This window comes from Njordella aestuarii (genome assembly GCF_056494165.1).
The window spans coordinates 1,115,148-1,142,112 of sequence record NZ_CM151397.1 but is presented as its reverse complement, the minus strand read 5'-3'; the positions used below and the strand labels follow the sequence as shown (position 1 = coordinate 1,142,112).

Annotated in this window: 22 protein-coding genes; 9 read left to right on the top strand and 13 right to left on the bottom strand. The window is 51.2% G+C overall.

Going from position 1 to position 26,965, the window contains the following annotated elements:
* Positions 1–13: 13 nt before the first annotated feature.
* Positions 14–2,236, bottom strand: coding sequence for a site-2 protease family protein (locus tag SH451x_RS04450; RefSeq protein ID WP_479361230.1), 2,223 nt, complete (start codon positions 2,234–2,236; stop codon positions 14–16).
* Positions 2,233–3,426, bottom strand: a complete 1,194-nt coding sequence (dxr, locus tag SH451x_RS04445; protein WP_479361229.1) for a 1-deoxy-D-xylulose-5-phosphate reductoisomerase — start codon at positions 3,424–3,426, stop codon at positions 2,233–2,235. Before dxr ends, SH451x_RS04450 begins: the two co-directional genes overlap by 4 nt.
* Positions 3,427–3,977: 551 nt before the next feature.
* Here dxr and ftsH point away from each other — a divergent pair.
* A complete protein-coding gene (gene ftsH / locus SH451x_RS04440; RefSeq protein ID WP_479361228.1) occupies positions 3,978–6,080 on the top strand; it encodes an ATP-dependent zinc metalloprotease FtsH in 2,103 nt (700 codons plus the stop codon).
* Between the two features lie 42 nt (positions 6,081–6,122).
* Here ftsH and SH451x_RS04435 read toward each other — a convergent pair whose 3' ends face one another.
* Entirely contained in the window at positions 6,123–6,572 is a 450-nt protein-coding gene (locus tag SH451x_RS04435; RefSeq protein WP_479361227.1) for an NUDIX hydrolase, read from the bottom strand.
* 33 nt (positions 6,573–6,605) lie between these two features.
* Here SH451x_RS04435 and SH451x_RS04430 point away from each other — a divergent pair, with 33 nt between their 5' ends.
* The 4 genes from SH451x_RS04430 to SH451x_RS04415 all read left to right on the top strand — a co-directional run bounded on the left by SH451x_RS04430 (position 6,606) and on the right by SH451x_RS04415 (position 11,702).
* The gene (locus SH451x_RS04430; protein WP_479361226.1) at positions 6,606–7,901 is read left to right on the top strand and encodes a CCA tRNA nucleotidyltransferase; all 1,296 of its coding nucleotides are present in this window, start codon (positions 6,606–6,608) and stop codon (positions 7,899–7,901) included.
* 137 nt (positions 7,902–8,038) lie between these two features.
* Positions 8,039–10,045 (top strand): NAD-dependent DNA ligase LigA, encoded by a 2,007-nt coding sequence (gene ligA, locus SH451x_RS04425; RefSeq protein WP_479361224.1) that lies wholly within the window; start codon positions 8,039–8,041, stop codon positions 10,043–10,045.
* Entirely contained in the window at positions 10,042–10,968 is a 927-nt protein-coding gene (locus tag SH451x_RS04420; protein WP_479361223.1) for an ABC transporter ATP-binding protein, read from the top strand. Before ligA ends, SH451x_RS04420 begins: the two co-directional genes overlap by 4 nt.
* Positions 10,969–11,087: 119 nt before the next feature.
* The gene (locus SH451x_RS04415) at positions 11,088–11,702 is read left to right on the top strand and encodes a cytochrome c oxidase subunit 3 (protein ID WP_479361222.1); all 615 of its coding nucleotides are present in this window, start codon (positions 11,088–11,090) and stop codon (positions 11,700–11,702) included.
* Between the two features lie 79 nt (positions 11,703–11,781).
* Here SH451x_RS04415 and SH451x_RS04410 read toward each other — a convergent pair whose 3' ends face one another.
* The 4 genes from SH451x_RS04410 to SH451x_RS04395 form a co-directional block, all read right to left on the bottom strand.
* Complete coding sequence (locus SH451x_RS04410; RefSeq protein WP_479361220.1) at positions 11,782–13,314, bottom strand: hypothetical protein; 1,533 nt, start codon at positions 13,312–13,314, stop codon at positions 11,782–11,784.
* A 184-nt stretch (positions 13,315–13,498) separates the two neighbouring features.
* Complete coding sequence (locus SH451x_RS04405) at positions 13,499–14,236, bottom strand: 3-keto-disaccharide hydrolase (RefSeq protein WP_479361219.1); 738 nt, start codon at positions 14,234–14,236, stop codon at positions 13,499–13,501.
* A gap of 11 nt (positions 14,237–14,247) precedes the next feature.
* Positions 14,248–15,378, bottom strand: a complete 1,131-nt coding sequence (rlmN, locus tag SH451x_RS04400; RefSeq protein WP_479361218.1) for a 23S rRNA (adenine(2503)-C(2))-methyltransferase RlmN — start codon at positions 15,376–15,378, stop codon at positions 14,248–14,250.
* Between the two features lie 92 nt (positions 15,379–15,470).
* Positions 15,471–19,055 (bottom strand): ABC transporter permease, encoded by a 3,585-nt coding sequence (locus SH451x_RS04395; RefSeq protein WP_479361217.1) that lies wholly within the window; start codon positions 19,053–19,055, stop codon positions 15,471–15,473.
* A gap of 274 nt (positions 19,056–19,329) precedes the next feature.
* On the opposite strand from SH451x_RS04395, the gene SH451x_RS04390 reads away from it, so the two are divergent.
* Positions 19,330–19,707: a hypothetical protein gene (locus SH451x_RS04390; RefSeq protein WP_479361216.1), complete on the top strand. Its 378-nt coding sequence runs from the start codon at positions 19,330–19,332 to the stop codon at positions 19,705–19,707.
* A 105-nt stretch (positions 19,708–19,812) separates the two neighbouring features.
* Here SH451x_RS04390 and metF read toward each other — a convergent pair whose 3' ends face one another.
* Positions 19,813–20,685, bottom strand: a complete 873-nt coding sequence (metF, locus tag SH451x_RS04385) for a methylenetetrahydrofolate reductase [NAD(P)H] (RefSeq protein WP_479361215.1) — start codon at positions 20,683–20,685, stop codon at positions 19,813–19,815.
* Between the two features lie 214 nt (positions 20,686–20,899).
* On the opposite strand from metF, the gene SH451x_RS04380 reads away from it, so the two are divergent.
* The 3 genes from SH451x_RS04380 to SH451x_RS04370 are packed head-to-tail and all read left to right on the top strand — an operon-like array spanning position 20,900 to position 23,543.
* Entirely contained in the window at positions 20,900–21,613 is a 714-nt protein-coding gene (locus SH451x_RS04380; protein WP_479361214.1) for an orotidine 5'-phosphate decarboxylase / HUMPS family protein, read from the top strand.
* 18 nt (positions 21,614–21,631) lie between these two features.
* Positions 21,632–22,657: a zinc-binding dehydrogenase gene (locus SH451x_RS04375; RefSeq protein ID WP_479361213.1), complete on the top strand. Its 1,026-nt coding sequence runs from the start codon at positions 21,632–21,634 to the stop codon at positions 22,655–22,657.
* Positions 22,658–22,661: 4 nt separating this feature from the next.
* On the top strand, positions 22,662–23,543 hold the full coding sequence (locus SH451x_RS04370) for a sugar phosphate isomerase/epimerase family protein (RefSeq protein WP_479361212.1): 882 nt from the start codon (positions 22,662–22,664) through the stop codon (positions 23,541–23,543).
* A gap of 77 nt (positions 23,544–23,620) precedes the next feature.
* Here SH451x_RS04370 and SH451x_RS04365 read toward each other — a convergent pair whose 3' ends face one another.
* The 5 genes from SH451x_RS04365 to SH451x_RS04345 form a co-directional block, all read right to left on the bottom strand.
* Positions 23,621–24,217 carry a hypothetical protein gene (locus SH451x_RS04365; protein ID WP_479361211.1) on the bottom strand — a complete coding sequence of 199 codons (597 nt, stop codon included), beginning with the start codon at positions 24,215–24,217 and terminating at the stop codon, positions 23,621–23,623.
* Positions 24,218–24,237: 20 nt separating this feature from the next.
* Positions 24,238–24,885 carry a hypothetical protein gene (locus SH451x_RS04360; protein WP_479361210.1) on the bottom strand — a complete coding sequence of 216 codons (648 nt, stop codon included), beginning with the start codon at positions 24,883–24,885 and terminating at the stop codon, positions 24,238–24,240.
* A 42-nt stretch (positions 24,886–24,927) separates the two neighbouring features.
* Positions 24,928–25,620, bottom strand: a complete 693-nt coding sequence (locus SH451x_RS04355) for a dioxygenase family protein (protein ID WP_479361209.1) — start codon at positions 25,618–25,620, stop codon at positions 24,928–24,930.
* A 95-nt stretch (positions 25,621–25,715) separates the two neighbouring features.
* Positions 25,716–26,006: a hypothetical protein gene (locus SH451x_RS04350; protein WP_479361208.1), complete on the bottom strand. Its 291-nt coding sequence runs from the start codon at positions 26,004–26,006 to the stop codon at positions 25,716–25,718.
* 101 nt (positions 26,007–26,107) lie between these two features.
* Entirely contained in the window at positions 26,108–26,887 is a 780-nt protein-coding gene (locus SH451x_RS04345) for an NRDE family protein (protein WP_479362878.1), read from the bottom strand.
* Between the last annotated feature and the right edge of the window lie 78 nt (positions 26,888–26,965).

The window sequence follows — 26,965 nt, the reverse complement described above, 5'->3', positions numbered from 1 at the left end:
TAAATTGCTCAGGTCAACTGAAATGCTGTGTTAAATTCAGCACGTCATTGATGATAACGAAGACCATGAGCGATAGCAGCGCGAGTACGCCACCTAGCGTCAATTGCATTTGAAGGTTCTCGTCGACGGGGCGACCGCGGATGGCTTCGACGGTTAAGAACATCATATGTCCGCCATCCAGTGCTGGGATCGGCAAGAAGTTGATAATCGCCAAGTTAGCGCTGAGCATGGTTAGGAACAGAAGCAATCGCGATGGACCTGCGGAAGCTTCCATTGATGCGGCATAAAAAATCACGCCAGGCCCGCCCATCATTCGCATTTCCATTTTGCGAGTGACCAACATCCGCAAGAAGTCGACTACGCCGACCATTCGTCGCCAAACTTCGCTAACCCCCAGGCCCAGGGCTGTACCAAACTGAGGCTCTTTGTAAATTGCACTCATTGGAGTAAACATAACACCGCGTTGAACTGCCATCCAATTCGGGTCGTGTTGAATAACCAAATCATTGTTTTTGATTTGTCCACCGCGGTTGATGGAAAGGCGAAGTTTCGTGCCGACAGGCAGGGTTTGGATTACTTCATCCAAATGAATTGCATTGTGGAATCCGTCCAGTGTGCGTGGTTCGTAGAAGCTAGCCTTGACCATTTGCGAGAACAGCGTTTTTAGCTCGCCTTCTTGCTCAACGACTTCGATCTGCTGGATCATGTCGCCAGCTTGCAAGCCAGCGGTGTCAGCAGCAGAGCCAGCTTGAATTTGGCTGATCTCTCTTAAGACGTGAACGACCAATCCCGAACCAGGAAGTTCGTAGCCTGGAACTGCGAGTTGCGCTCCAGCGACATCGGTAAGGTTGAATTCTTCTGGCACTTGCCACTTGAAATCGTAAAGCTCTTCTTCTTCGCTATTGTTGCTCATACGTTTCAACGTCAGCGTTGCTTCCTGACCGGCAAGCTTGGCAACAGCTAAACGCAGTGTTGCGCCATTTTCAATTGGTTCACCATTTAGACTTACGGGGCGATCACCTAAGCCAACATTCGCTGCTTTTGCAGGTGAGTCTTCCGCGATCGCTTTGATGGGACCGACGGCCAGCGAAAAGCCCAGAGTATGGCGTGGTACCGGCTTCCATTCGACCGTTCGCGTCTGGGAGATTTCGCCCTCTTTTGCTGCGGATTTGACGGTCAGAGAGACCGATTGGTCGAACTTTGGATCGAGATACTTTTCCAGTTCGAACAGGGCAGGCGCATTTTGACCAGGGAATTCCGGCAGTTCGACGCCGTCAATGGCGACAATCGTATCGCCCAGGTGCAGGTCTGGAAGGACTGTTTTGCTGTTCGGTTGAGCCGCTTCGAAGGCGGTGAAGGGGTTGAAAGCCTTGTTCGAAGCAACCTTGGTTGTATTGGCCGAAACGACGCCCAGCGAGATGATCTTTCCTTTTTCATCGTGCGCCAAAGTTCCCGAAAATGATTTCTCAATTCGTTCGCCGTTTCGAGAAATGACAATGGGAAACGTCTTGTTAGGGTCGTCGATGCCTTGAATACGAACAGCTTCGGTCATGTCGTTGAACCGCAGCTCTTCTGTTTCAGGGCGATCGTTTGAAACTTGCAAGATACGATCGCCTGGCTGCAGTCCGTTTACCCAGGCTGGATCGCCAGGCGTTGTGTCACCGATAACCGTAGGTGTGTAAGGAACTCCGTACATGAACGCGACGGCGGCGAAGAGTACGCCGAAAATCAGATTCATAATCACGCCGGCGGAAATGATGACCATCCGAGCGTAAACGGGTTTCGCTGGATAAGAGCGAGGGTCGAGGCCGTTGGTGGCGCTGTCTGGATCACCGCCTTCGCTGCGAATGCGCTTCATCTCTTCTTCGGCTTTGCGTGGGTCGTCATCTTGACCTAGCATCTTGACGTAGCCGCCCAGTGGAATTGCACCGACGCCATACTCGGTCTCGCCCCATTTGAAATGCACAAGCTTGGCAGGAAGCTTGATCGGTCCCAATCGGATAGGAACGTCAAAGCCGATGTAGAACTTCTCGCATTTGACACCAAAAAATTTGGCTGCCAGGAAGTGCCCGAGCTCGTGGACGAAGATCACAAAGCCTAAGCCCACGGCGACCAAGCCAATATTATAGAGCCATGATCCCCACTGGGAGAGTTGCGATGGTTCAGGCAACGATGTAACCGCAAGCAGCGATGTCAGTGATTGCAAGTTGTCTTGAAGAGCGATTAACGAATTCATGCACACGAGCCTTCTGTAAGCTGACTCCACCGCAACACTTCGCGGCGAGCCCAGCTGTCAAGTTCCAGGAGTTGGGGTAAGGAAGGAGATTGATCCAAAGTATGGTTATGTAGTACGTCGGCCACTGCGGACGTGATTTGTGTAAATTTTAGCTTGCCATCCAAGAACAACGCTACGGCAGCTTCGTTCGCGGCGTTCAAAACAGCGCCGCTGGTACCGCCGCTCGCCGCCACTTCGAAGCCAAGGCTGAGTGCCGGATAGCGATCCAGGTCTGCCGGAGCCCACTCCAGGTTCATGGTTTGCGACCAGTCGGTTCTACGTGCTGGCCCGGCCTGTCGTTCAGGATAGGTTAACGCGTATTGTATGGGCAATCGCATATCTGGGGGAGACATTTGAGCGATGACCGATCCGTCGACAAATTCCACCATTGAATGGATGATCGATTGAGGATGGATTACGACCGAGATGCGGTCGGCGTCGATACCGAACAACCAGCGAGCTTCGACGATTTCGAGCGCTTTGTTCATCATGGTAGCCGAATCTATTGTGATTTTCGCGCCCATTTTCCAGGTGGGATGGTTCAGGGCATCTTCGACAGTTGCTTCGGACAGCCGATCTTTGGGCCATTCCCGCAGCGAACCACCCGATGCGGTCAAAATGATTCGATCGATTTCGCTCGACCGCTTCGATGACAAGGCTGACTGGAAGATCGCACTGTGCTCACTATCGATGGGGAGCAGTTCTGCACCGCTTTGCTGGCATTTTTTGGTTAAAATTGGGCCAGCGACGACTAAAGCTTCTTTGTTCGCGAGAGCCAACCGCTTTCCGGAATCTGCGGCGGCAAGGCAACTTTCCAAGCCAGCAGAACCGACGATTGCGGCCACCACGATGTCAACCTCTGGGTTGCACGCCAATTCGACCAAAGCGTCGGGGCCAGTCAGTCGCTTGCACGGTTGCACCGAATTAATGGCTGGCGGCCAGCAAGCTTTCGTGGCCGTATCGCCGTCAGTAAGGACTGCGAATTGGGGATTGTTGTCGCAGATGGCCGTTTCGAGCTCAGAATGATTGCGGTGAGCTGAGAGGGCGATCGCGCAGTAGGGCGAACCGAGATGTCGTATTACATCCAGCGTCGCGCGACCAATGCTACCGGTACAGCCGAGAACTGCTACGTTGCGTCGCAATGGGCTCACCGAAATCTTAGTCCTTAAAATCTGAGTTAACTCAACAGCAGACGCAAAAATCGTTTGCCGTAACGCAATCCTAGCTGACTGGCTGATGCAGCACCGCAAAAATGTGAAGCACTCGCCAAAACTTGCGGATTCTAGGGTTATCTCGCGGTTGACTCAACCTCATACGCGTCAGAACGCCGCTTTGTGCACCATAAGTTCCGAAAAAAGCACTTCCGCTCCCTCGAAGGAGCGAAAATGATGCAAGCAGGTCGCCGTTGCAACTCTAAACGGAAAAACTGGTAGAACTGGATCTGGGCTTCTGCAATGTAGCATTACATTCACCGCATGGCTTTGGGGGGCAGTTGAACCGTAACTACGCTGTGGAAGTAGGGTAGATGGCTCTCATGGCCACCAAAACTCCGTGAGTTTAAGCGGGTGTTGGTGACAAATGCTGTCGACCATTCGCCATTCTAAAGCTCAAATAGATGGCCTAATTAATGCACTTGAGATACCTTTGACCGAACAATAATTTGTCTATGTCACCTTCAAAAGACAGTGGTAAAAGTAGGGAAATGTCAGACAAGAACGTAAAACGCTCGAGTGAAAAGAAATCAAACGACAGCAAGAACACAAATTGGGTTGGTTACGCCGCGCTCGTTGCTGTGCTGGTACTGATTGTCGGCACTTTCTTTATGGATCGAACTTATTCGATTTCCTATCCAAACCTGATCGAATTGATTGAGAATACTCGCTACGAAGGACGCGGAACGAGCGAACTGGTCGATGACTTTGAAGGTAAAGTCGTCGTTATCCCGGAAGGACGCCCGCAGCAACGTGAAGTTTTTAGCGAGCTGAGGGAGGTTCAGGTTGGCCGAGAATCGATCAGCGGCAGAGTCAAATATGAGCTTCGCGACGCAGACGGGCAAGTTGTCAACGGCTACAGCAATAAGGTCGTCGACTTCAGGACAACGAACGACGGTAACGATCTAGCCAACGACCGTCTGAAAAAGATGCTTACCGAGGCCAACATCGATTGGAAGATAACCGATCCGCCTAGTGCACTGATTGAGTACTTGCCATTCCTCTTGCCATTTATATTGTTAGTTACCGTTGTTGTGTTCATGATGCGCAAGATGAATGGTATCGGTTCGCCCATGCAATTCGGACGATCGCGCGGCAAGCTTTACGCCGACGATGACATTGGGATAACTTTCAACGATGTAGCAGGAATCGACGAAGCGGTCGAGGAAGTCCGTGAAATCGTCGACTTCCTTCAGCACGCTGAAAAGTATCAGAAGTTAGGCGGTCGTATTCCCAAAGGCGTTCTGTTAGTGGGACCTCCGGGAACAGGCAAGACATTGTTGGCGAAGGCAATTGCGGGTGAAGCGGGCGTCCCGTTCTACTCACTCTCAGGCAGTGATTTTGTTGAGATGTTTGTCGGCGTCGGCGCGGCGCGAGTTCGCGATATGTTTCAACAAGCACAAGCGAAAGCACCTTGCATAATCTTTATCGATGAACTGGATGCACTCGGTAAGAGCCGTGCGGGTAACATGCCTGGCTCCCATGATGAACGAGAGCAGACTTTGAACGCATTGCTGGTCGAAATGGACGGCTTTGATGCGAATACCAATGTAATCGTGGTTGCTGCGACCAATCGTCCTGAAACGCTAGACCCTGCTCTGCTGCGTCCTGGTCGATTCGATCGCAATGTCTTAGTGGACCGTCCAGACAAGCAGGGGCGTCAAGAGATATTGAAGGTCCACGTCAAGAATGTAAAGCTCGGGCCCAACGTAGAACTCAAGCATATCGCTTCGATAACTCCCGGTTTCGTCGGAGCAGATTTGGCGAACTTGGTCAATGAAGCGGCGCTTCTCGCGGCTCGCAAAGGAAAAAGTAACGTCGGGCAAGAGGAGTTTAACGACGGGGTCGAACGCGTGACAGCGGGTCTTGAAAAGAAGAAACGTGTCATGAACGAGGCTGAGAAACGCCGCGTGGCTTATCACGAAGCCGGCCATGCCCTCGTTGCCTATTCTTTACCAGACACAGACCCGGTTCATAAAGTTTCGATCATCCCTCGCGGAGTTGCGGCGCTTGGTTATACGATGCAGCGTCCCGAAGGCGATCGTTACCTGATGACGCAACCTGAACTGGAAGCTCAAATGCAGGTTCTGTTGGCGGGCACTATCACTGAAGAGATTGTCTTTCGCGATATCAGCACCGGTGCGTCGAACGATCTGGAACGAGCAACTTCGATTGCGCGTGCCATGGTTCAGGAGTATGGAATGAGTCGTCTGGGACGCATTAACTACCGGGAATCGAACCGATCGCCGTTTTTGACGGGAGCAAGCGAGAGTTATGGTCGCGATTACTCCGAACAAACTGCGCGGGAAATCGATCAAGAAGTGAAACGATTGATTGACGAAGCGGTCGGTCGAACTCGCGCAATCTTGACAGAGCGCAGGCCTGCTCTTGAGGCATTGTCGCAGCGATTGATCGATGTCGAAGTGGTGGATTCTGAAGACTTGCAGAGAATCATAGACGCTACTTTGCCTGGACCTCGCGTCGTTCCTGGAACTAATAATGGCAAAAGCCCAGAAGCTACTTCGTCGAAAACAGGTCAAGTTATAGAACCGACTCCACACGGCGACGTTACCAACGTACGCACCAGCAGTTGAGGCGTGGCCGGAAATTAGTACGTTTTGGTGGGGAAGATGCGTCTAGCGAATCGAAAAGACGCCGCTGTACATGGCGTCGAAGAAGTCTGGCATGCTGCCCAGGACGTCCAAGCCACCCAGCAATTCCGACTCGGTCAACCAGTGGACTTCCGCCACTTCGGCCGGGTTGGCGACCGGGCAATCGCTAGGATTTCGCTGGATTTGCATCCACTCTAGCTTTGTGCCCCAGCGGGTTATGGAGCTCCAGAGATGCCGATTGACGACGATCGGTAACGCTAACTCTTCCATCATTTCGCGAACAATGGCTTGCTCAAAACTCTCATTGGCTTCAATATGACCACCGGGAAAACAGAGCAAACCTGGCGCACGGACTAACTGGGAACGGCGAATTACGAGATACCGATCGCTTTCAAAGCAGACTCCAACCACGCCGTGCCGCACGCCTTGCGTTTTCGAGTCCCGTGGGGGACGATTTTTCTCCGACGTGCTCACGACTATTTGACTATCTGAAAACGCAATTTAGAAATGAATTCTGATTCAAGCTGGGACGATCTTAACCAATCTCTCGCCATCGAAGTGGTGCGTCGGCTACAAGAGAATGGTTTTGTCGCTTATTTTGCCGGTGGTTGTGTACGCGACCAATTGCTAGCTTTGATCCCATCGGACTACGATGTTGCTACGAATGCCTCGCCCGAGCAGATCATACAGATTTTCGGTCGCCAGAATACCCTCATGATCGGCGCTGCATTCGGAGTCGCTTGCGTTCATCGAAAAATTAATAATCAAATTTTCAACGTCGAGGTTGCGACTTTTCGAAGCGATGGTGAATATCTGGACGGCCGTCGTCCGAGTTCAGTGCGTTTCGCTACACCGCGCGACGATGCGCAACGGCGAGATTTCACCATCAATGGCATCTTCTACGATCCGATCGCCGATCAACTGCATGACTTTGTTGGGGGCGAAGTAGATCTGCGCAACAAAATTGTTCGAGCGATCGGTGACGCCGGAAGTCGTATCGCCGAAGACAAACTGCGAATGATTCGAGCGATACGATTTGCTGCCAAGTATGGTTTTCGTATCGATCCAGCCACGCGACAGGCAGTTTGCGACAATGCAACACAACTTCATGTCGTTTCGGCTGAACGGATTGCAGATGAACTTTCCAAGATCTGTTTGCTAGCGGATGCGAAATGGGCATTAGAGCAACTTTATGAGACGCGGTTGTTAAATTCGGTCTGGCCGCGTCTGGATCGATTTTGGCAAGAAGATCAGGCTGCGATGTCGGCTTGTCTGGACTTGATCGATGCGTCAGCTGAACGCACATTCTCGCTGGCTCTGGCCAGTTGCACACTGCGGATGGCAGAAAGGTCGTCGACTTCGGTCGCTGAAATTGTGCAAGAGCTGGTGATTCATTTAAAGCTGAGCAACGAGATCGCGAAAGAAGTCACCTTTGCTGCAAGTCATGCACGCGATGTCCTCGCAGCCGACAAATTGCTGTGGTCTCAAGTCCAGCCGCTTGCAATCGACCGCAACATTCAGTCTGCAATTGCACTAGCCCGCACGCTTGCAAACGCCGAAAAACTACCAACCGACGGAGTCGAGTATCTTGAACAGAAACGACAACTTTCGAAGGATCAGCTAGATCCCGCATCGCTTATCGACGGCCGTACCCTTCAGGAACTAGGTTATGCTCCCGGGCCTATCTTCAAAACCATCCTCGAGGAAGTCCGCACCATGCAACTGGACGGGATGTTGCGAACGACAAGTGAAGCTCAACTTTGGCTCCAGCAGCATCATTCCATTAAGAATCTGAATCAATAAACGGATGTATGTTTGAAGCCGCGGGTCACAAAGTTTGCTTCCGCTGGTCTTTTGTCAGTATCGTGGATCGTCGCACGATTGAGAATCATCCGGTACAATTCTACGACTTACACATCCTCCGCTTTTGACGATACGCGATGGCGAACAACGAGATTATAAAAGAGATTGAGCGACTACGAAACGAGATTCGTGCGCACGACTATCGCTACTACACTTTAGCGGAACCAACAATCAGTGATACTCAGTATGATGGTTTGATGTCGCAACTGGTAGCGCTGGAGCAAGAGTATCCCGACTTTGCAGATCTCAATAGCCCGTCGCAACGAGTTGGTGAATCGCCCGTACCTCATCTGCAACAAGTTGAACATCGATTGCCGATGCTTTCGATCGAGAATACTTATAGCGAACAAGAACTGCGGAGTTTTGCCAAACGCACAATTGAATTGCTTGAAGGCCAGCCAATCACGTGGGTCGTTGAGTGGAAGATTGACGGTGTCGCCGCATCGATAATCTATGAGGATGGGAAAATGACTCGAGCCGTTACTCGCGGAAACGGAGTTCTGGGCGACGACATTACGCACAACATTAGAACGATTCGATCGCTGCCAACAGTTCTAGAAGCGAGCGCTGTGCCGGCGTATCTCGAGTTTCGCGGCGAGGTTTACATGAACAACGAAGACCTTGTAACGCTTAATCAGAAGCGTGCCGCGACTGGAGAGGCTGCTTTCAAAAATACGCGTAACGTAACCGCGGGTACAGTTCGGCTGCTCGATCCCAAAACTGCGGCTGAACGTAAGCTGCGATTTTTCGCACATGGCATCGGCTTCTGCAGTGAGCTTCCGGCTGCAACGCATCTCGACTTCTTGAAAAAGATTGCTGCCTGGGGAGTTCCTACTACGCCTGAGCCGGTGGAGTTTAACGATCTCGATGACTTGGTCTTGCACTGTGCCGAGCGCATTGAACGCATTCATGAACTCGATTTTGAAGTCGATGGGCTTGTGATCAAAGTCAACAGTTTCGCGCAGCGCGAGGAACTCGGGCAGCGTTCGAAAAGCCCGCGATGGGTGATCGCTTATAAAGTCGAGAAGTACGAAGCGGAAACGCAAGTGGACGACATCACTGTGCAAGTCGGCAAGACGGGTGCGATCACACCGGTCGCTTCGCTTACCCCGGTGCAGTTAGCTGGTACGACAGTTTCACGATGTTCGTTGCATAACTTTGACGAGATTGAACGCAAGGACATTCGTATCGGCGATTGGGTGACGGTCGAAAAAGCGGGCAAAATTATTCCGCATATCGTGCGCGTAGAAAAGCACCGTCGCACGGCCGATCTTCCGTCGTTTCCCAGACCTACAAATTGCCCTTCGTGCGACACGCCTCTGGTGCGGGACGAAGGTGGTGTCTACGTCCGCTGTCCCGCAGTCGATTGTCCCGAGCAGTGGCGTCAACGCTTGCGCTACTTTGCAACGCGAGACTGCATGGATATTGAGGGCTTGGGCGACAAGCTGATCGAACTGCTGGTTAGCAATCGGTTGGTGCTGAGCTTTCAAGATCTGTACGCACTACAACCCGAGACGATCGCTGCCTTGCCAAGGCAAGGTAAAACGTCGGCGAACAACCTAGTAAATCAGATATCGGCCAGCCGCAATCGTCAACTTTCGCAAGTGCTGAATGCGATTTCCATTCGTCATGTTGGCAAACGAACCGCGGAAACACTCGCTAAAAAATTCGGTACCATGGATCGATTGGTCGAAGCGTCCGTTGAAGAATTATCGGCGACGGAAGAAGTTGGCGAGATTATTGCCAACAGCATCTACGACTATTTGCACAGCGACCATGGCCGCAATATCATTGACCAGTTACGACAAAGCGGCTTGACCATGGTTCAAGAAATCGTCGAAAACGAAGTAGCGTTAAACGAAAAGATCCAAGGCCTCACCTTTGTTTTAACGGGCACTCTTTCCAAACCAAGACGCGACGTGCAGCAAGCAATCGAAGCGGTCGGCGGTAAAGTGAGTGGCAGCGTTTCCAAGAATACTGATTTCGTGGTAGCTGGCGAAGATGCTGGCAGTAAACTACAACAAGCTAATAAGCTTAACGTGAAAGTGCTCACTGAGGCGGAACTGGACGAGATGCTTTTATGATCGAACTGACTGGATTCGGAAAAGACTACGGCGAGTTCACGGCCGTCGACTGTATCGATTTAAAGATTGCAGAAGGTGAATTCTTTGGATTCATCGGGCCGAACGGCGCGGGTAAAAGCACGTCGATCCGCTTTCTCGCAACCTTGCTGCGAGCATCTCGCGGCGACGGCAAAATCAACGGCCACAGCGTGACTCGCGATCCCTTGGCAGTGCGACGCAGCATTGGGTATATGCCCGACGATTTCGGCGTTTACGATGGAATGAAGGTCTGGGAATTCTTAGATTTCTTTGCGGTAGCTTACAAAATTCCTCGTTCGCAGCGCAAAAAAATCATTTTGGATGTGCTCGAACTTTTGGATTTAGGCCACAAGCGCGACGACTATGTGAACGGTCTGTCCCGCGGTATGAAACAGCGTTTATGTTTAGCAAAAACATTGGTTCATGATCCTCCAGTGCTGATCTTAGATGAACCTACCAGTGGATTGGATCCGAGAGCTCGTGTAGAAGTCAAGTCGCTGTTGCTTGAGCTTAAGAAAATGGGCAAAACGATCTTGATTAGTAGCCACATTCTCGCAGAGCTTGCAGACACGTGCTCATCGATCGGGATTATCGAACGCGGCAAGCTGCTGGCACATGGTCCGATCGATACCGTTTACAAGCAGATCAAACGCAATCGTATGGTCGATATTCGACTGAACGAGGCGCCGGAGCGCGCTGTAAGTCTGCTTCGTTCCAATCCTGCCCTCCGGTCCTTGACCAATATCGCAGATGGAATCCGTGTTGAATTGGAGACCGATGAAGCTGGTGTGGCCGGTATCCTGCGAAGTCTAGTCGTTGCCAACATCGACGTACGATCTTACCACGATAAGGATCCAACCTTGGAAGACGTCTTCATGATGGTGACCAAGGGGTTGGTGAACTGAAAAAAGGTGGTTGCGAGTCGATTCACCACATGCCTAGCTCACGACCACTCAGCGTTCTTGGTCTATGATGACTGAAGTTATTCGTTGTTTGGCATTGATGATTGAAGGATTGAAAGAAGTTGGATACTTCACCGGAACGGGTTGGAGCTGTAGCGATTCGTCGACGCAATAAGCAAGGCATGTGGCTGCTGGTCGGTTCGCTCGGGATCTTCTTTTTTGCCAGCATGCTTCTGTATGTTATCTACATTGCACTCAGGCTTGGAAGATCACCCAGCCCCGACGAATATTTCTACCTACCACGCACTTTCTGGATCAGCACAGCCTTGCTGTTCGCCATCTCAGGACTGCTTCACTATTCCGTGATTGCAGCTCGCAGGGATCATTTTGTCGATGTGATCATCAGGACTGCTCTCGCGCTGGTAGCCGCTATTGCATTTTTAATCATTCAAACGGAAGCGATGGCGACACTGATTGTTGAAACCAAGTCGATGCGGAATACCAGTATTAGCCCCTATCCGTTTACGCTAATCCTAGCGCTTCTGCATGCTTTGCATGTGTTGGCCGGTTTGGGTGGACTCGTCACGATTTTAATCAAATCGCTGATGTATCGTTACGATCATGAACAATACACGGGGTTGGAAGTGTGTGCCATCTACTGGCATTTCTTGGATGTCGTTTGGATTGTGATGCTCGGGTCGTTTTACTTGGCCAGCGGCATCTACAATCGCGTCTAGCCTTCTGCGGCCACCGACTCCAGTTTCCAATATTTGCGGAACGGCGCAAGCCGTCCGGTGTCGCATTTAGCGGAACGGCTTACGCCGCTGGAGTTGCTGCGTTCGCGCGTTGCGGTGGATCCTTCTTCCGAAGTATCCGACACTGGCGTACGGCTTGGGACGCGACTAGATCGTCTAAGTTTGGTCGGAAGACAGTCAGCAATACCAGTGGCAAGAACCACGCCATCAAAAGACCGCCGCCGTATGCATAACTGAACTGAGCGGCCACCATAATAGCGGCGGAACAGTTGAGCAGCGTTGCCAGACTTTTTTGTGCTGGCCAAAAGGCAAACGAGAATGCCAGGGCGACGAAAGCGACTACGACCGGTATCCGAACATAAGGATGTAATCCCAGCCCCCAGATTCCGTCGAGATCCTGAAGCTTGAACTCAATGGTGCCAAACATCTGACGCAATTGAAGCAAGAAATCTTGGTTCGACGCGCAAGCCAACGCGATAACCAAACCACCTAAGGCAAACAGCACACCAGCGACAAACCGACGCTGGCCTCGTTGCCAGTAGAAACTCAACCAGAGAGGTAGCAAGAACAACGGGTAAAACACTAGCCCGCCTGCCAAACCAAGTATCGCACCCGAGAAAAAGGGACGGCGATACAGTAGCACAGCTAGAACCAATAGAGCTCCAGGAATCGCGTGTTCTACACGTCCTACCATCTGCGATGCATAAGGAAGCAGCAAATAGAGCAGGGCCGCCCCTACGCCTGCTTTGAGATCAGAAAAGTGCCACAAGCCTATCGCCACCATGCCCAGTATCAAAACCGTATTGGAAATGATTAAGAACACTCGCGAAACAGTCAGCAAACGAGCCTGCTTCATGCCACCAGCCGATAATTGCGCGTCGCCTGAATTGTTCGTTTCCAACCGTGCTGCCTGTCGCTGCGCCGCAGTCGTTGCAATATCGGGTAGTGCTTTTAATGGATCAAACCCTGGTCCACGGTTTAACTGTGAGGTTTTGAGTGGGGCGGGTGGACCATTGAATACATTGGCCATCAGAAATGTAAACAGACTGATCCCAATGAAGATCAGCCCCCCCCTGGACAAATTCGCTTCTAAGAATGGTCGACGAAAGAAAGTTGTGTCGAGTAGCATTCTGACAAGCCATAGCAAACAAACGGAAAGGAGCCAGATGTAACCGAAGAGGCGAACTTTTCGTGGCGTCCAGCTCGACTGACTTGGTGCGGGCTGCGTCTGATTAGCAACTACCGCTTCTGCGTTTTCGTCCAGCGTATTAGCGTCAACGACATTTGCAGGAGCCGTATTGTCAAACTGCTGTGGTTGAGTCAGTTGCTGCACAAGGCGTGGTAAGGTCTCGCGATTTATGACCGCTGTCGCACCTTCGATCGGTCCGGCTGTTTGTTCGCGAACCTGTTCAAGCCGATACGATTCGTGGATTAGCATCAGACCTGGTGTTAGTAATAACAAAAGGATGATGTCGAGATTCCGTATGCTCCATAATCGGTGGAACATAAAGAAGATGCCAATGATCAAAAACGACGACATGTAGACCCATGTCGCCGGTTCTGGACGTTGGTAATAAAAGAGAAACTGGCCCATTTTGTTGATCCGAGGTGCGTTGCAGACTGCGAGCAACCACGCTAAACAAATGGGTAGAATATGCGAATGGTGACGTTCTGACCAGTCGCATTAAGCCTAGGAATTCCAACCACCGACGCAAAAAAGCTGCGTAATTGCCCTTTCTGCGGGTTTCAACGATTAAGTCGATGGGCTAACCGTACGGTTAGTGGACTGTTTGGGGAGCTTCAACTTGTAATTCTACTAGTTGGAAGTTGCGGAATTGCACAACCATGGCGGGACCAGTGTGAACTTGTAAAGCGAGTACACCGGCAGCTTTGCCGTTGGTGCTGACGTCAATGACTTCGCTCATAAGGACGCCGTTAATGAAGTGACGCATCTGATTTCCAACTGCGACGATGCGATAAGTGTTCCATTCTTCGGACTTGACATTCTTTTGCAAATCAACTGCATCCCCACAGTTTCCCAATACCAATGGGTCTGAATCGGCCTTCAGCATCGTAATCTGGCCACGGTCAGCGATAATGCCTCGCCCTTTCTCTTCGTAGTTGATGCCCGAATAGCGTGTTTGCGAATCGATGTCCGCTTGATAGCCGCCGACGATAAACTTCTCTTCGTTAAGAACTGTACTGCGGTATTGGACGCCGGAATTTCCGTACTCAATGCGATACTCAAACGTCAAGTCAAAATCGGAGACTTCATGTTCGCTGATCAGGAATGTGTTCTCCTGGATCGAGTTTTCTTTAGTTGTCCGTCCAGTAATGGCGCCGTCTTCAACGCTCCAAAGATCTGTTCGGCCTTTCCAACCTGTGAGGTCCTTGCCATTGAAAAGCTGGACGGCCTCCTCGGCTGCGGATTTTTGTGCAGTCGTCGAGTTGACCGACATGGCAAACGATTGCAAGGCTACGAGGGAACCTAAAACTAGGAAACGAGTAAAACGCATCTTGATATTACCTAAAGGGTAGGAAGTTGGTTGTTGGAAGGAAGGTTATTGTTGGCTGCAAGTTGTCCGCACGCCGCAGCGATATTCTGACCGCCGGAATGACGAATCGTGGTAAAGTAACCGGCAGCCCGCAACTGCTGGGCGATATCCCAAATTCGTGCCTGCTCACTGCGTTGGAGCGTGTCTCCCGACTCTGGTTCGCTCGCAAGCCATGCTTGATTATACGGGATCAAGTTAATCTCGACTTTGAGGCCTTCGCAGAATTTTAGCAGAGCGTCGATGTCTTGTGGGCGGTCGGTAACTCCAGAAAGCATCACGATCTCTAACCAGATTTTGCGGTCTGGATATTCAAAGTTAAGCTCGACAATCGTCTGGCGAATCGCTTCCAAAGAGCCAACGCCTCGCGGAACAATGGTTCGGCGAACTTCTGGATCGCAAGAATGGAGGCTGATCGCTAGCCGAATGCCCGTGAATTTTCTAGCACAGTCGCGCAAGTTTCCTAGCACCCCTGCGGTCGACACGCACAGATGAGCCGGCGAAATGTAAAAGCCATCGTCACGCAGCATCCAGTGGATCGCTTCCTGAACGTTGGTCCAGTTATGCAGCGGTTCTCCCATCCCCATGAAAACGACGTTGCGAAGTTGATATTTCTGAAGCAACGCTTCCTGCCTTGCGATCAGCAATTGTTCCAGTATTTCCGGCGCGTTCAAGTTTCGTAACATGCCCAAACGCCCGGTTGCGCAAAACGAACAACTGACTCCACAACCGACTTGGCTAGACACGCAAGCCGTTGCACGATTCGAGCGCCCCGCCGGAATTAGCACGGTCTCGATCGAATGGCCATCGTGAGTCTTCAGTCGCCATTTAATTGTTCCGTCATTAGGGTCTCGATAGCTCTCCTCGGTTGACAATAGACGCGTCGGAGATTCTGGCAGTTCTGCAGGCGCATTATCGCGTTTGTCCATCAGCCAGAGCGTTCGCATGTCTGACCAATGATGTTCGACAGGTTCCCCGCGTTGTAAAACTTTCCATCGCAAGCGCGAGAGTGCTTTTCGTCGCGGCGTTATCAACAACCAGTCCCACATGGACGAAGTAAACCGGTCACTCGTTTCGCTGGATACTGTGGGGCGGGTCAAACTCACGATCAACGGCTATGGGCTTAATGTGGAAAGGGATTCGACTAGAGTTGGAAGCGACGGATTTAGTTGAGCAAGCGTCTTTCAGAACGCCTGACTTACTGGGAACGTAAGGCTTCTAGTAGTGGCAATTTTACAGCACGGCGAACGGCCAGCATGCCGGCCAAAACGCCGACGGCTAACACGAGCAGCAGCATCAAAAGGGGCCAACCAAGCTCTCCAAGAGTTTGACCACTGAAGGCGGCGAATGCAACCGATAATAATGCTGAAATGGCACCGATTATCGTTCCACCAAGCAACAAGGTGAGGTGTTCTGCAAAAAGAGTTCGAGCAATGCGAGACGACGAAAATCCAATCGCTCGCATCAGTCCGAACTCGCTGCGGCGTTCGACGACCGACCGAATTTGAATGACGGCCAAGCCCAAAGTGCCGAGGATCAAACCGAGAGTGCCAAGCGATTGAAAAGCGCTCAGATAAGTGTTCTGCACGGCCAGCAAATCACGGAGCACGACCGTGGTTGCCCTCGCATCCAAGCCTTCGTTCGCCCAGCCTTTCTCAAGTGCTTGAGCAACGCTGTCGGTTTTATCTTGTGCCGAAGCTACCAAAAAGACGCGTTGACCGGAAATCTCGGGGAACGCTCGTAAAAAGTTAGTGTCACCGATAATCAGATAGCCTTGCAACACCGTGTTTTGTAACAAACCAATCGTCTTGAAGTGAATCTCGCGGTCATCGTACGTGTAACTAAATTCTTCGCCGATCGATGATTTCAAGTGAAGTCCCCACATCGCGGTGTTTTGATCGATCACAACAGGAATTGGGTCGGCCGATGTTCCGGCGGCCCGTGTTTCAAGTAAGCTCCAAATGGATTCATTTACCGGATGTTCTGCCGCCCCTGCCCAAGCAAAACGGGATTCAACTGCGGACTGATCTGGGCGGCGGTCAACGGAAGCGATCCTGGGGTGAATGCCAAGCACCTGGGGCTGGTTGGCTTGGTAGAGATTGCTGCAGCCTGCATCGTCGCCACCACGAAGTCTCATTCCAACGATCTGCACGTCTGTAAGTATGGCCGCCGACTGCCCCAAGGCAGCAGACTGTACGTCCGGATTAGTTAGATCACGAGAAATAGGCATATCCGATTGCGCTATTAAACTGAAGCCGCCGGTGCCTGCCTCGTCGGGTTCGACATGAAATAAGCTCACGGATAACAAAAGAAAGCACGCAACTGCAATCAGGCTTACGGCGAGTACGCTGCGAAGCGAATTGCGTTGCATCGAACTGACCGCGAGCTTGTGAATCGAGAACGAAGGCTTGGACGATTGGTCTGTCGATTTTTTATTTGACTTGACGGTTTGCGGCAGAATAACAAAGTCGTAGAACGCTAACAGCAGAACGATCATGACCAACATTCCAGCCCCCAAGAACGCGCCTGCCTTGGCTGGACCTTGCAAGCCGCCAGCGATATTCGGCAAGACAATCGACCCGATCAGTGCAGCGTACATAACGATACGTCTGAGCCATGCGTATCGTGATTGTCCGACAGCCGACGATGAACTACGATTGCCGCGGAGCAAGTCTACGCTACTCACGCGCGAAAGGTACAGCAACGAAAACCAAATTGTCGCAAGAGCTGAAAACCCACCGACGAAAGTTCCAATCGCAAGCGATAACCAAGTCCAATGAAACTCCAAGAAAGGAACTCCGACTGCCCCTACCCACTGGCTGCGCAAAAGCGCGAGAACTGCCATGCAAAATGCGATGCCTAAAAATAGACCAAGGATGCAGCCGAGTGCGATGACCAATATTGATTCGGTTGTGATCAAGCGACGAATGCCACGCGTGTCCCAGCCTGCAGCTTTCAAGATGCCCCATTGGTTGGCGCGGCTCTCCACCGCCAGACGCATCAGCAGAAAAATCAGCAGCAACGATGAAGCTATGACGAAAAAGCTGAGCGACAAGAACAAAGCATCAAACGGCGTCGAACCACTGGACGCTTTCAGCTGATCTGCTCGCAAAGGCAGCACTCGCCATCCGAGTTCAGGAGCAACGCTTTGCAAACTCTTGGAAAGCTGCAGTTCTAACTCGTCGACGCTGGCAGCCACATCAGGGGCAATTCGCAGGCTAGTAACGCTTCCAAAACGGGAGCCAAACAACTCTTGCGCTCGCTCCAAGGGCAAATATAGTTTGGGAGTCAATCGATAGTCTTGCCAGTATTCGTCGTCTTCGTCACGAACATTTCGATCTAATGGAAACGGCGTGTCCCATTCGGAAATCGAGTCTTGATCTGTAATCCCCGCGACAGTCGGTGTCATCGCTGGATCATTGAAGGGCGTGGGAGCAGCGTCAAATACGGCGTCGCGGTTTCGTCGATACGGGCTTGATGGCTTTGTGACCGGGACTATGCCCACTACTTTAGCGGTAAAAGATAGTTCGACTTCCCGACCGTCTACGTTTTCACTTTGATAGTAATCGATCTTTACGTCGTCACCAACAGCGATGCCCCCGCTCTCGGCCAACCAACTGTTAATCAGGCATTCGTCGGCTTCCAGCGGGAGCGGCAACTCTAGATCCGTCGTTCGCAGTTTCCATGTTTCGACGTCGGGGCCGATAAAATCAGCTGTGACGCCGGAAATAGTGCTGTACGGAACGGAAATCGGTTCTTCGGATCCGTCCGACACAAGTTTGGTGATACCATTTGCCAGGTAAGTGAGTAACGGTTCTGATTTCTCTGCGGGAAGAGAGGACTGGACTTTTGTGACGACCTCATCGGAAAGTAACAAACGCTCGGAACTGAGCTGGTAGTAGTGAAAGACAACCTGTTCCGGCTCCTCTGGCACTATGGCCTTGTGCTCAGAAAGTGTTAGACCAAGGTCTTTTAGCGTAAACGGCAAGGCCTGCAAAAACTCGTCCGATTCGTATTGGGCAGCTTCCCACGTCGGGTCTGATTTGGCGTCAGTGGTTCTCGGGAAGATCACTGCGTTATACTGATTGGGACGCGCCAGGGCTTTTTGAACCGTGCTTGCGTCAACAAAGGCGTTCAGCGAAGTGCGTTGATTGCTTTGGATATCGAATCGAGCAATGCTTTCGTTTGGAAGGATTTCTACGAGTTCCAAATTCGCCAACGCAACTGTTTCGTTGTCGCGTTTTCCCAATGGATTGTCAGAGGAGACTGCCGAGGGCGCGGGGACTTGTAAGGTAATTCGGTCACCCACTGAAGCGCCAAGCTCATCGGCAGCGGCTTGATTGATCGCGATTTGGTCTTCTGCCAAAGCTTGCGGCTTTACACCGGTTCCCATTGTCCAAAAACGATCATTGATACCCAGGGCAAGCACTCCACTGGCGCGTTGAATCGTGTCAGCGGTATTCGTCTCCAGACTTGTAGCTGGAAAAAGAATCGTAGGGATTGGGGATTCTTTTTGTTGAGCAGACGCATCGAGGGTCATGTTGCGATCCAACAGGGAGCCGTCAAAGAAATTTGGAGCAAGCAGCAAATATTCAATACGGCCAATACGGTCCATCGCTAAAAAACGCAGAGACCCACGCAAGCTGTCTCCTACTAAAAGTGCACCAACAATCGTCGCCGTCGCAGCGGCTATACCCAAGGCGATCGGCCATAGCAATCGGGGGTAATGTCGGAGCGATGCGACCGCGAGCTCCAGGATCGACAAAGTGTTTGAACGGTTCATTTGCACAGACTGAAAAGACGAAAACAGCGCAGTCCGTCTATCTTACCAATTTTCTGTTGCTTCGTTCAGGTAATAAGAAGTAGCTAAGGTGTGGATGTGCGATCAAAAATCAATCTTGATTTGAAACAGCAAACATGCTATTCCCCAACGTATTGCGAAAAACTGAACCGCTATGCATCGCTTTGCATGCTGCGGATATTTGAAGTTGAGATGCTTGTGAGTTTATCGTCGTGATAACGCATCGAGTCGTCGGAACCATGGAGGCTCGCTAGAAATGATCCACAAAACTTTGAAGTCGATGGTCGCGCTCGGAATGCTTGCCATCTGCTGTTCGTCCGCCCAGGCTGAAGGCTGGTCTTGGAATCCGATGGTTGGTCTAAAATCATTGACACAACCCAATTGGTTCACGCGATCAGTTTCAAAAACAGGTACTGCTGTTAAGACCACCACAACGAATACTTGGAAGAGTGTGTCGTCGACAACCGCCTCGGCGTGGAACAAGACGACCGATCTACTGGATCCCTTCCCAGACAAAAAGGCGCCAAGCAAGAATACGACGGCCAAGAGTTCTTGGTGGTCGTCCGAAAGCTCGGCAGAATCCCGGCCTGAAACGATCAACGAATACTTAAACCAAGAACGACCGGAATTCTAAGTTCAGGTTGTGGGGTTTAGGCTTAAACTGTCAGCGTTACGATTTTTTGCTCGGCAAGCGCTGCCCGTTGGGCGTGCGGTTAAACGAGATCGACTAATGCAATGCTTACGCGTCGATCATATCGAGCGCGTCGAGGACCGCGGCAGTCGCTTGGGACTTGTTGAGCACGTAAAAGTGCACGCCGGGAATGCCTGCATCTAGCAACTCGCGAACTTGATTTCTTGCGAATTCGACTCCAACATTGAACTGCCAGTCGGTGTCGTCATTTTCGGAAAGCTTGCCGACAAAGGAGTCTGGTAGAGCCGCTTTGCACAGCGAAGTGATACGCTTGATCTGCGCCAAATTCGTCACCGGCATGATGCCTGGAACGATCGGAATGTTAATTCCTGCCGCGCGACAATCGTCGCAAAAACGGAAGTAATCGACGTTCTTGTAGAAAAGTTGCGTAACGATAATCTGAGCGCCCGCGTCGACTTTGCGCTTCAGATTGTCAAGATCTGTCTTTGCATCGACCGCTTCTTGATGGACTTCGGGGTAGCCGGCGACTGCGATGTCCAACTCCTTGAACTCATCGCGAATCAGCGCGACCAATTCATTGGCGTACCGAAGCCCGCCAGCGGTCATTTTGAATTCTGTTTCGCCCTTTGGCGGATCGCCTCTTAACGCCACGATGTATTCGACGCCTGCGTCCATCGCACGTCGAATGTACGCTCGCAAATCATCGACAGTCGAACCAACACAAGTCAAATGCGAAGCAACCGGACGTCCGGTTCGTTGCCTAACCAAGCTAGCTACCTGCAATGTTCGGTCTTGTGTCGAGCCACCCGCACCGTAAGTACAGGTGAAGAAATCGGGACTGTATCGCATCAATTCGTCGACGGCACCCAACATATTGGTGACGCCATCATCGGTCTTAGGAGGAAACAATTCAAAAGACAGACCGCGACGACTACCGTCAAAAAACTTGCTTAAGCTCATATTATTGCACCGAAAAGTACTAAATTTCCTTCGCCCAGTTTAATCGACGACTCGCAACTATTGAACAGCAAACTCTCGGTAAAACACCGCGAATCTGCCTAGCTAGGTTGCACAATGCTTACTCTGGGGATTTTGGGAGATGGTAAATACGCTATGATGACCGCCCCGCCCGAATGACCGCAGCTATCATCAAAATCCCACCAGAAAATTAGCGATGCGACCGATTGTCCAAATCTCGTTAGACCTCACCAACATTGTGGAAGCAATCGAAACGGCTCGTATGGCGATGCGAGCTGGCGTCGATTGGCTGGAAGCAGGCACGCCGTTGATTCTGGCTGAAGGCCTGCATGGTATCCGAGCCTTACGGGCTGAATTTCCGAACGTCCCGATTATCGCCGACCTAAAGACAATGGATGGCGGATATCTCGAAGCAGAGATGATGGCCGGTGCAGGAGCAACGCACGTTGTGGTGATGGCTCGAGCTCATGCAGAAACCATCAAGTGCGTCGTCAAAGCTGGCCGAGATTACGGAGTCCAAGTCATGGGTGACAACATGGTTTGCGAATCGATGGTCGACGGAGCCAGATTCTTGGAAGACTTGGGCTGCGACTTTATCATTCACCATATCGGATATGACGAGCGGCGTGGTATTGCTGCCGACGGCCATCGAATGCCCAGCCCGCTTGATCAGCTGCGTGAAGTTGTGAATGCTGTGGGTGTGCCTGTGCAAGCCGTCGGCGGCCTGTCTCTTGAGCAAGCAATTGCATGTCCAGCTTACGGCGCACCACTAGTGGTGCTTGGCGCACCTTTGACGATCGACGCCGATGCCTTCAAAACGGCGGACGGAGACCTTGAGAGCTCGTTGCGGCTGATCTGTGAAAAAATCCACGCGTATGATGATGTGCCAGTAAACCCAAAACAAGCATAAACTCCTGAGTAATCCAAGATGAAATCGGCTGCTGTCGTAAATTTTGCCCCTGAGAAGGGTTCTGTTGAGATCCGCGAGATTGATCGCCCTGAAATAGGGGACGACGACGTCTTGCTGGAAGTTGCCAATGTCGGTGTCTGCGGAAGCGATCTACACCAATGGACCGCCGACCACAGTTGGCCAGTTAACTATCCGGTGGTCCTAGGCCATGAGTTTGGTGGGCATATTGTCGAACTTGGCAAGAATGTCCAAGGCTGGCGAGAAGGTGACCGAGTTGTTAGTGAAACTGCTGCCATCATCAACCAGCAAAACCCCATGTCACGGCGGGGACTTTATAATCTTGACCCGACACGCAAAGGATTCGGCTATGGCGTAAATGGCGCGATGACGAAATTCGTCCGTGTGCCAGCTCGGATCCTACATCATGTACCCGATCAGCTTCCGTTGGAGCAAGCTTGCCTGACCGAGCCATGTTGTGTGGCTTATAACGCCGTTGTAAAGAACGCTCGGATTGAGCCCGGCGATCGTATTGTAGTTTTAGGGCCAGGAACCATTGGCATCCTGTGTGCCGCGATGGCCAGATTGTGTGGTGCTGAAGTCGCATTGGTTGGGCTGGAGGCAGATCGCCATCGATTACAGATCGCAGAACAATACGGCTGCGAATCGATCATTGGAGACGCTAAGGCGTGGTCGTTGGAGCGAGACGGCCTGGGAGCTGACGGAGTGATCGATGCTGCAGGCGCAAGCGTTACACTCAAAATTGCCCTCGATCTTGTTAGGCCAGCAGGCTGGATCAGTAAAGTTGGCTGGGGACCGCAACCGCTGGGCTTTAATATCGACCCTCTTGTTCAAAAAAATGTTACTTTGCAAGGGAGTTTTTCTCACAACTGGCCAATCTGGGAACGCGTCATCGCGTTGCTCGCTAGCGGCCAACTGGATGTAAGGCCGATTATCGGTGGCGTCTGGCCGATTACTCAATGGCACGAAGCGTTTGAGCAGATGCATAGCGGTGCTGTCGTTAAAAGTGTTCTAACCCCGGTTTAAAGTTATGCCACAACTTTCTGCGTTCCCCAAAGCGTATATGGATGCTCTCTGCAAAGATGGGAGTATGAAGCTGTCCGAGTGGTTTGAAATTGCAAGTCGCCTGGGCGTCGATGGGATTGAGTTCTACGCGGGCTTCATCGAAATGGCAGATCAAACGAAGTGGGCTGGGTTTCGGCAGCAGGTCGAAGACTTGGGCCTTCAAATTCCGATGTTGTGCTGTTCGCCCGACTTTACGCACCCGGATAAGGCATTCCGGCAACGTGAAATTGAAAAGCAAAAGCTGCGTATCGATATGGCCAAAACGTTAGGCTGTAGCTACTGCCGCGTGTTGAGCGGCCAACGTCGGCCCGAATTGACGTCGGCCGAGGGAGTAAAGCTGGCCGCAGAATCGATTTACGAATGCCTGCCGTATGCGCAGGAGCGAGGCATTACACTGAACCTAGAGAATCATTACAAGGATGACTTTTGGGAGTATCCCGAGTTCGCCCAGCGAATTGACGATTTTTGTGCCTTGGTCGACGCGATCGAACATCCAGCTTTTGGCGTGAATTATGATCCCAGCAACGCTTATATCGCTGGGGATGACCCGTTGGAATTGCTTAAGCGAGTTTCGCATCGCGTGGTAACGATGCACGCAAGCGACCGGTATCTAACCGAAGGTACGCTTGAGGACCTGCGCCGCGAAGAAGGCGGATCTGCTGGTTATGCAAAACGGCTGCGGCATGGCGAAATTGGGCAAGGCTTGAATGACTACGATGCGATTTTCACCGAGTTGCGTCGCGTCGGCTTCGATGGCTGGATAAGCATTGAAGACGGCGTCGACGGCTTCGAGCAACTCCAGCGTAGCGTGAATTTCCTACGCAAAAAGATCTCGCAACACTGGTAACAATCCGGTCGTTCACTCAAGTCAACCGTGGGCGACCGGCACGCGCGAAACAACGAGTCCTGACACCTTTTCCGAGTTTACTCAATCCAAAGCAGCACTCCTTTGCCCGGTCCTTTTGGCATCGCCCACGAATTTGGACTGGTAGGTAAATAGAATACTCGTCTATCTATGATCAATGGCTCGTCCACTGGGAATTGTTGACTAGTCTTGTGACTAAGTCCTGCACCAAACGCATTGATGTCAGCCCAATCTTTTGGGCGAATCACGCTCATGATTTTTTCTTGGTTCGCCATAACAGTGATCTGGATTTCATTGGCTGCTCTTTCAATCAACAGCTCAATGGCATAGGTCCCCGCTTGAAAAGGTGCTTTCAACTCGGGATCTGATATCCCCTCGGACTCAATATTTTCCAATGCTAAACAAAGTTGATAGGATCGGCCTTCTGGAAGATACACTTCGGTCTTTTCAGCGCGGTCAAATACACTTTTCTTGTGCACGATCGCATACATGCTAGGATCGCTCACATCCAACTCGCGTGCGATATCGACCAGCCCAGCATACTCTCGTTCGATTAACGATTGCTCTTCTTTCAACTGGAAGTACTTAATCCAGATAGCTACCAACGCGATAAGTAGAAACAGCGATACTAAACTAATGCGCGGACGCCATAACATTTTATTAGACTGATTACCTGTCACCGTTTTGCTGCTTTAATAGCCTCTTCTGCAGCGAATTTTGCTGCACTCCCTAGCCTCAAAGTGTACAAGGGATCGGCTCGAACTTCGTCTATCGGTATCCCAAATGCGATGGCGGCTTCGGATGCGAGCTCGTCCGGTATCCTACATTCAAGCAGCGTTAAAATTTCGTTTGTCGCTGAACTAAACTGCGTGTCGTTAGCAAGAATTTTGAATTCAAGCTGACCCCAGTGCTTCCTAAGAAAATTCGCCGACACTGCTTCTTTCTTCGATACAGCACTGGAGGTTTGAGACTTCGAGCAAGTTGTAATGTTATCCAGCTCCAAGTCAAATTCGACGGAATGTGTAGTTTCTTGACCACTCATAAATCCAGATGACGAGCTTGAATGTCGAAGGTTGCTGCATATAGTCCAGTCTTGCCCGTCAGGCAGGTAAGCTCGCCAAGCAAATTGCGTTGGAGCATCGCAATGCAATTTAACGATTTGAACTTGAGAAGTATCGGAAAGATCCAGTCGGCCATATTTCGAAACGAGGCGTTCGTAGTCGTAGCGAAGCGCCGAGTTCTCAATCGCTTGTTTAAGTAAAACTCCGGCGCTTGCAATTACTACGATCAACAATAAAAGGTTGAGACTCAATTTCAGCTTCATACAATCGCACTATCCACAGTCGCGTTTGCTACAAAGAACCTTTTAGCCAGCTGATCGCAACTTACCGTCGTCGCCTTCGAAGGCGGTGCGGCCTAGGATAACATCGAAGTTTGCGGCAAGCTCGCCAATTTTCGAACCTTCAAATGGCTTGAAATCTACCAACACCGATTTGCGCGAAGCCGGGTCCTTGACTGCTCGGAAAACGCCATCGCCTTCGTTCATCGAATGGCCATTGATTAACATCTGAGTGGTCAAGAGACGGTGGCCGTTCTGATTGATTGCAAAGTGAATGTGCGGCGTACGTCCTGGATACGGAACCGGCTTGATCGTGCGGAAATAGTATTGGCCCTTGGAATCTGTCGTAAAGCGACCAAAGCCCTGAAAGTTAGAATCCTTCTTATCGGCGTTGCCCGTTCCCGAATGAAGGTACGCGCCGTTGTTATCGCACTGCCAGATCTCCACCACCGCGTTGCGGATCGGGCTGCCCGATTTATCAAGAATGCGACCAGTCAGATGCGTTATCTCACCCACCGCCGAGCTGATTGAATCGTTGATGAGCAGGAGATCGTTGTCCGTATCCAGCGGAAGTTTGTCGGGATAGAACGGTCCTTCCGTTAAAGCGACCGTCGTTGTCAACTCTTCAGCAAATGCGCCGCGTACAGTAAGCGCCGTGGCACCAAACGCCATCGCTTGAATCATGTTTCGACGACTGAAAGATGAATAGTACTTCGACATAAGAAAACTCCACGTGAAATGTCCGCCAATTGAATAAGTCAACCGACTAACATTCTAACACAAATCATCCACGCGGTTTTCTAAGCGCATCACGCTTAGTTTGCAGGCTTTTTATTCTTTTCGAGATAGCCTGGCAGGCGGATCCCTAACCGCGAAAGACAAACGAACAGCAGTCCGCTGAAGAATACTTCATCGAGATTGCCGATGAACGGAAGATTGTCAGGAACCTCGATGATCCCTAAAGTCAGATTGGCAAGGAACGCCACGGAAACAATTACGCCCAGGAACGCTAGGCCCACATTACGAGGCGGCTTGTTTGGAGAATACGGCGGATTAATGCCAGCGGGTTTGTATTGCTGCGAAGCCGCGTTTTGCGAATCATTCATTTTAGTGCACCTGGGACTGTAGAACAACAAACAGAGGCGGTGACTGATAGGCCAGTCACCGCCTCAATTGCTTGTCGTTAACTCATAAGCATTTTCGGTGCCTACGATGCAGCCGCCAATTTGACACGAGCTTCTCGCAAGCCTCGACTGAGGATGTCTCGCAATAAAGGCGAGTAATCTTCGTATCGATGCGCATCGGCTGGTCCATCTGCATATTGAAAAATTGCATCGCGAGGCTTAGCCCCCAGCGCAATCAACGTGCTAGATACCGTTCCGTAGTCAGTTCCACGCATTACCATGGAAGGACGACCCGGTGACGATGGCGAACGAGCAAATACACGGCTCGCGACAGCTAGAAACTTAACAGCTGAATCGAGAGTTTGAAGAGTCAGAAGACGCCGAGCCATTTGGACTCGTTCATCTCGAAAATCATTTAAATTTTTGCTCCCGATTATATTCAGGCCAGGTTCCATCTCCACGACCTCATCAGCCGTATCATGATGAATAACCCAACCATTCTCGCGATCAGCAATTACAAGGTTGAACGCCTCGTACGCTGACTTTGTAAGTTCATCGAGAACTCTATCTAACGCCTTGCGAGCTGTTGTAGCACGCAAAGCTTCCCGGCATAAAATTGCTCTGGAAGAGTCTCCGCCCAGCGGTTGAATGCTGTGACGTTGGCAAATTCCTACGAACATTCCATGCTGATTCGCTCCTATCCAAGTGCCTCCCGAACGTTGATCACCAGGACATAAAATTCTTGGCTTCCCGGATTGTATGGAAGGTGGGGTTGAGCGTCTGGTAAAAAACTCCTCTCTATTAGCGGCGACTAGGATGGGACTTTCCGGAACCAATCGATACTGAATGGCCAGCAAGCACATCTTGATGCTCTGCACTTTCTAGTTAAACAGGTCCGCTGCTCGGGCTGGGAGGTAGCTGACTATCCGCCATACCAAGTG

Coding starts and splice junctions, on each gene's coding strand:
- SH451x_RS04450 (WP_479361230.1), bottom strand. CDS start 2,236: ATGAATTCGTTAATCGCTCTTCAAGACAACTTGCAATCACTGACATCG.
- ftsH (WP_479361228.1), top strand. CDS start 3,978: ATGTCAGACAAGAACGTAAAACGCTCGAGTGAAAAGAAATCAAACGAC.
- SH451x_RS04430 (WP_479361226.1), top strand. CDS start 6,606: ATGAATTCTGATTCAAGCTGGGACGATCTTAACCAATCTCTCGCCATC.
- ligA (WP_479361224.1), top strand. CDS start 8,039: ATGGCGAACAACGAGATTATAAAAGAGATTGAGCGACTACGAAACGAG.
- SH451x_RS04420 (WP_479361223.1), top strand. CDS start 10,042: ATGATCGAACTGACTGGATTCGGAAAAGACTACGGCGAGTTCACGGCC.
- SH451x_RS04410 (WP_479361220.1), bottom strand. CDS start 13,314: ATGGGCCAGTTTCTCTTTTATTACCAACGTCCAGAACCGGCGACATGG.
- SH451x_RS04405 (WP_479361219.1), bottom strand. CDS start 14,236: ATGCGTTTTACTCGTTTCCTAGTTTTAGGTTCCCTCGTAGCCTTGCAA.
- SH451x_RS04395 (WP_479361217.1), bottom strand. CDS start 19,055: ATGAACCGTTCAAACACTTTGTCGATCCTGGAGCTCGCGGTCGCATCG.
- SH451x_RS04390 (WP_479361216.1), top strand. CDS start 19,330: ATGATCCACAAAACTTTGAAGTCGATGGTCGCGCTCGGAATGCTTGCC.
- metF (WP_479361215.1), bottom strand. CDS start 20,685: ATGAGCTTAAGCAAGTTTTTTGACGGTAGTCGTCGCGGTCTGTCTTTT.
- SH451x_RS04380 (WP_479361214.1), top strand. CDS start 20,900: ATGCGACCGATTGTCCAAATCTCGTTAGACCTCACCAACATTGTGGAA.
- SH451x_RS04375 (WP_479361213.1), top strand. CDS start 21,632: ATGAAATCGGCTGCTGTCGTAAATTTTGCCCCTGAGAAGGGTTCTGTT.
- SH451x_RS04370 (WP_479361212.1), top strand. CDS start 22,662: ATGCCACAACTTTCTGCGTTCCCCAAAGCGTATATGGATGCTCTCTGC.
- SH451x_RS04365 (WP_479361211.1), bottom strand. CDS start 24,217: ATGTTATGGCGTCCGCGCATTAGTTTAGTATCGCTGTTTCTACTTATC.
- SH451x_RS04360 (WP_479361210.1), bottom strand. CDS start 24,885: ATGAAGCTGAAATTGAGTCTCAACCTTTTATTGTTGATCGTAGTAATT.
- SH451x_RS04355 (WP_479361209.1), bottom strand. CDS start 25,620: ATGTCGAAGTACTATTCATCTTTCAGTCGTCGAAACATGATTCAAGCG.
- SH451x_RS04350 (WP_479361208.1), bottom strand. CDS start 26,006: ATGAATGATTCGCAAAACGCGGCTTCGCAGCAATACAAACCCGCTGGC.
- SH451x_RS04345 (WP_479362878.1), bottom strand. CDS start 26,887: ATGTGCTTGCTGGCCATTCAGTATCGATTGGTTCCGGAAAGTCCCATC.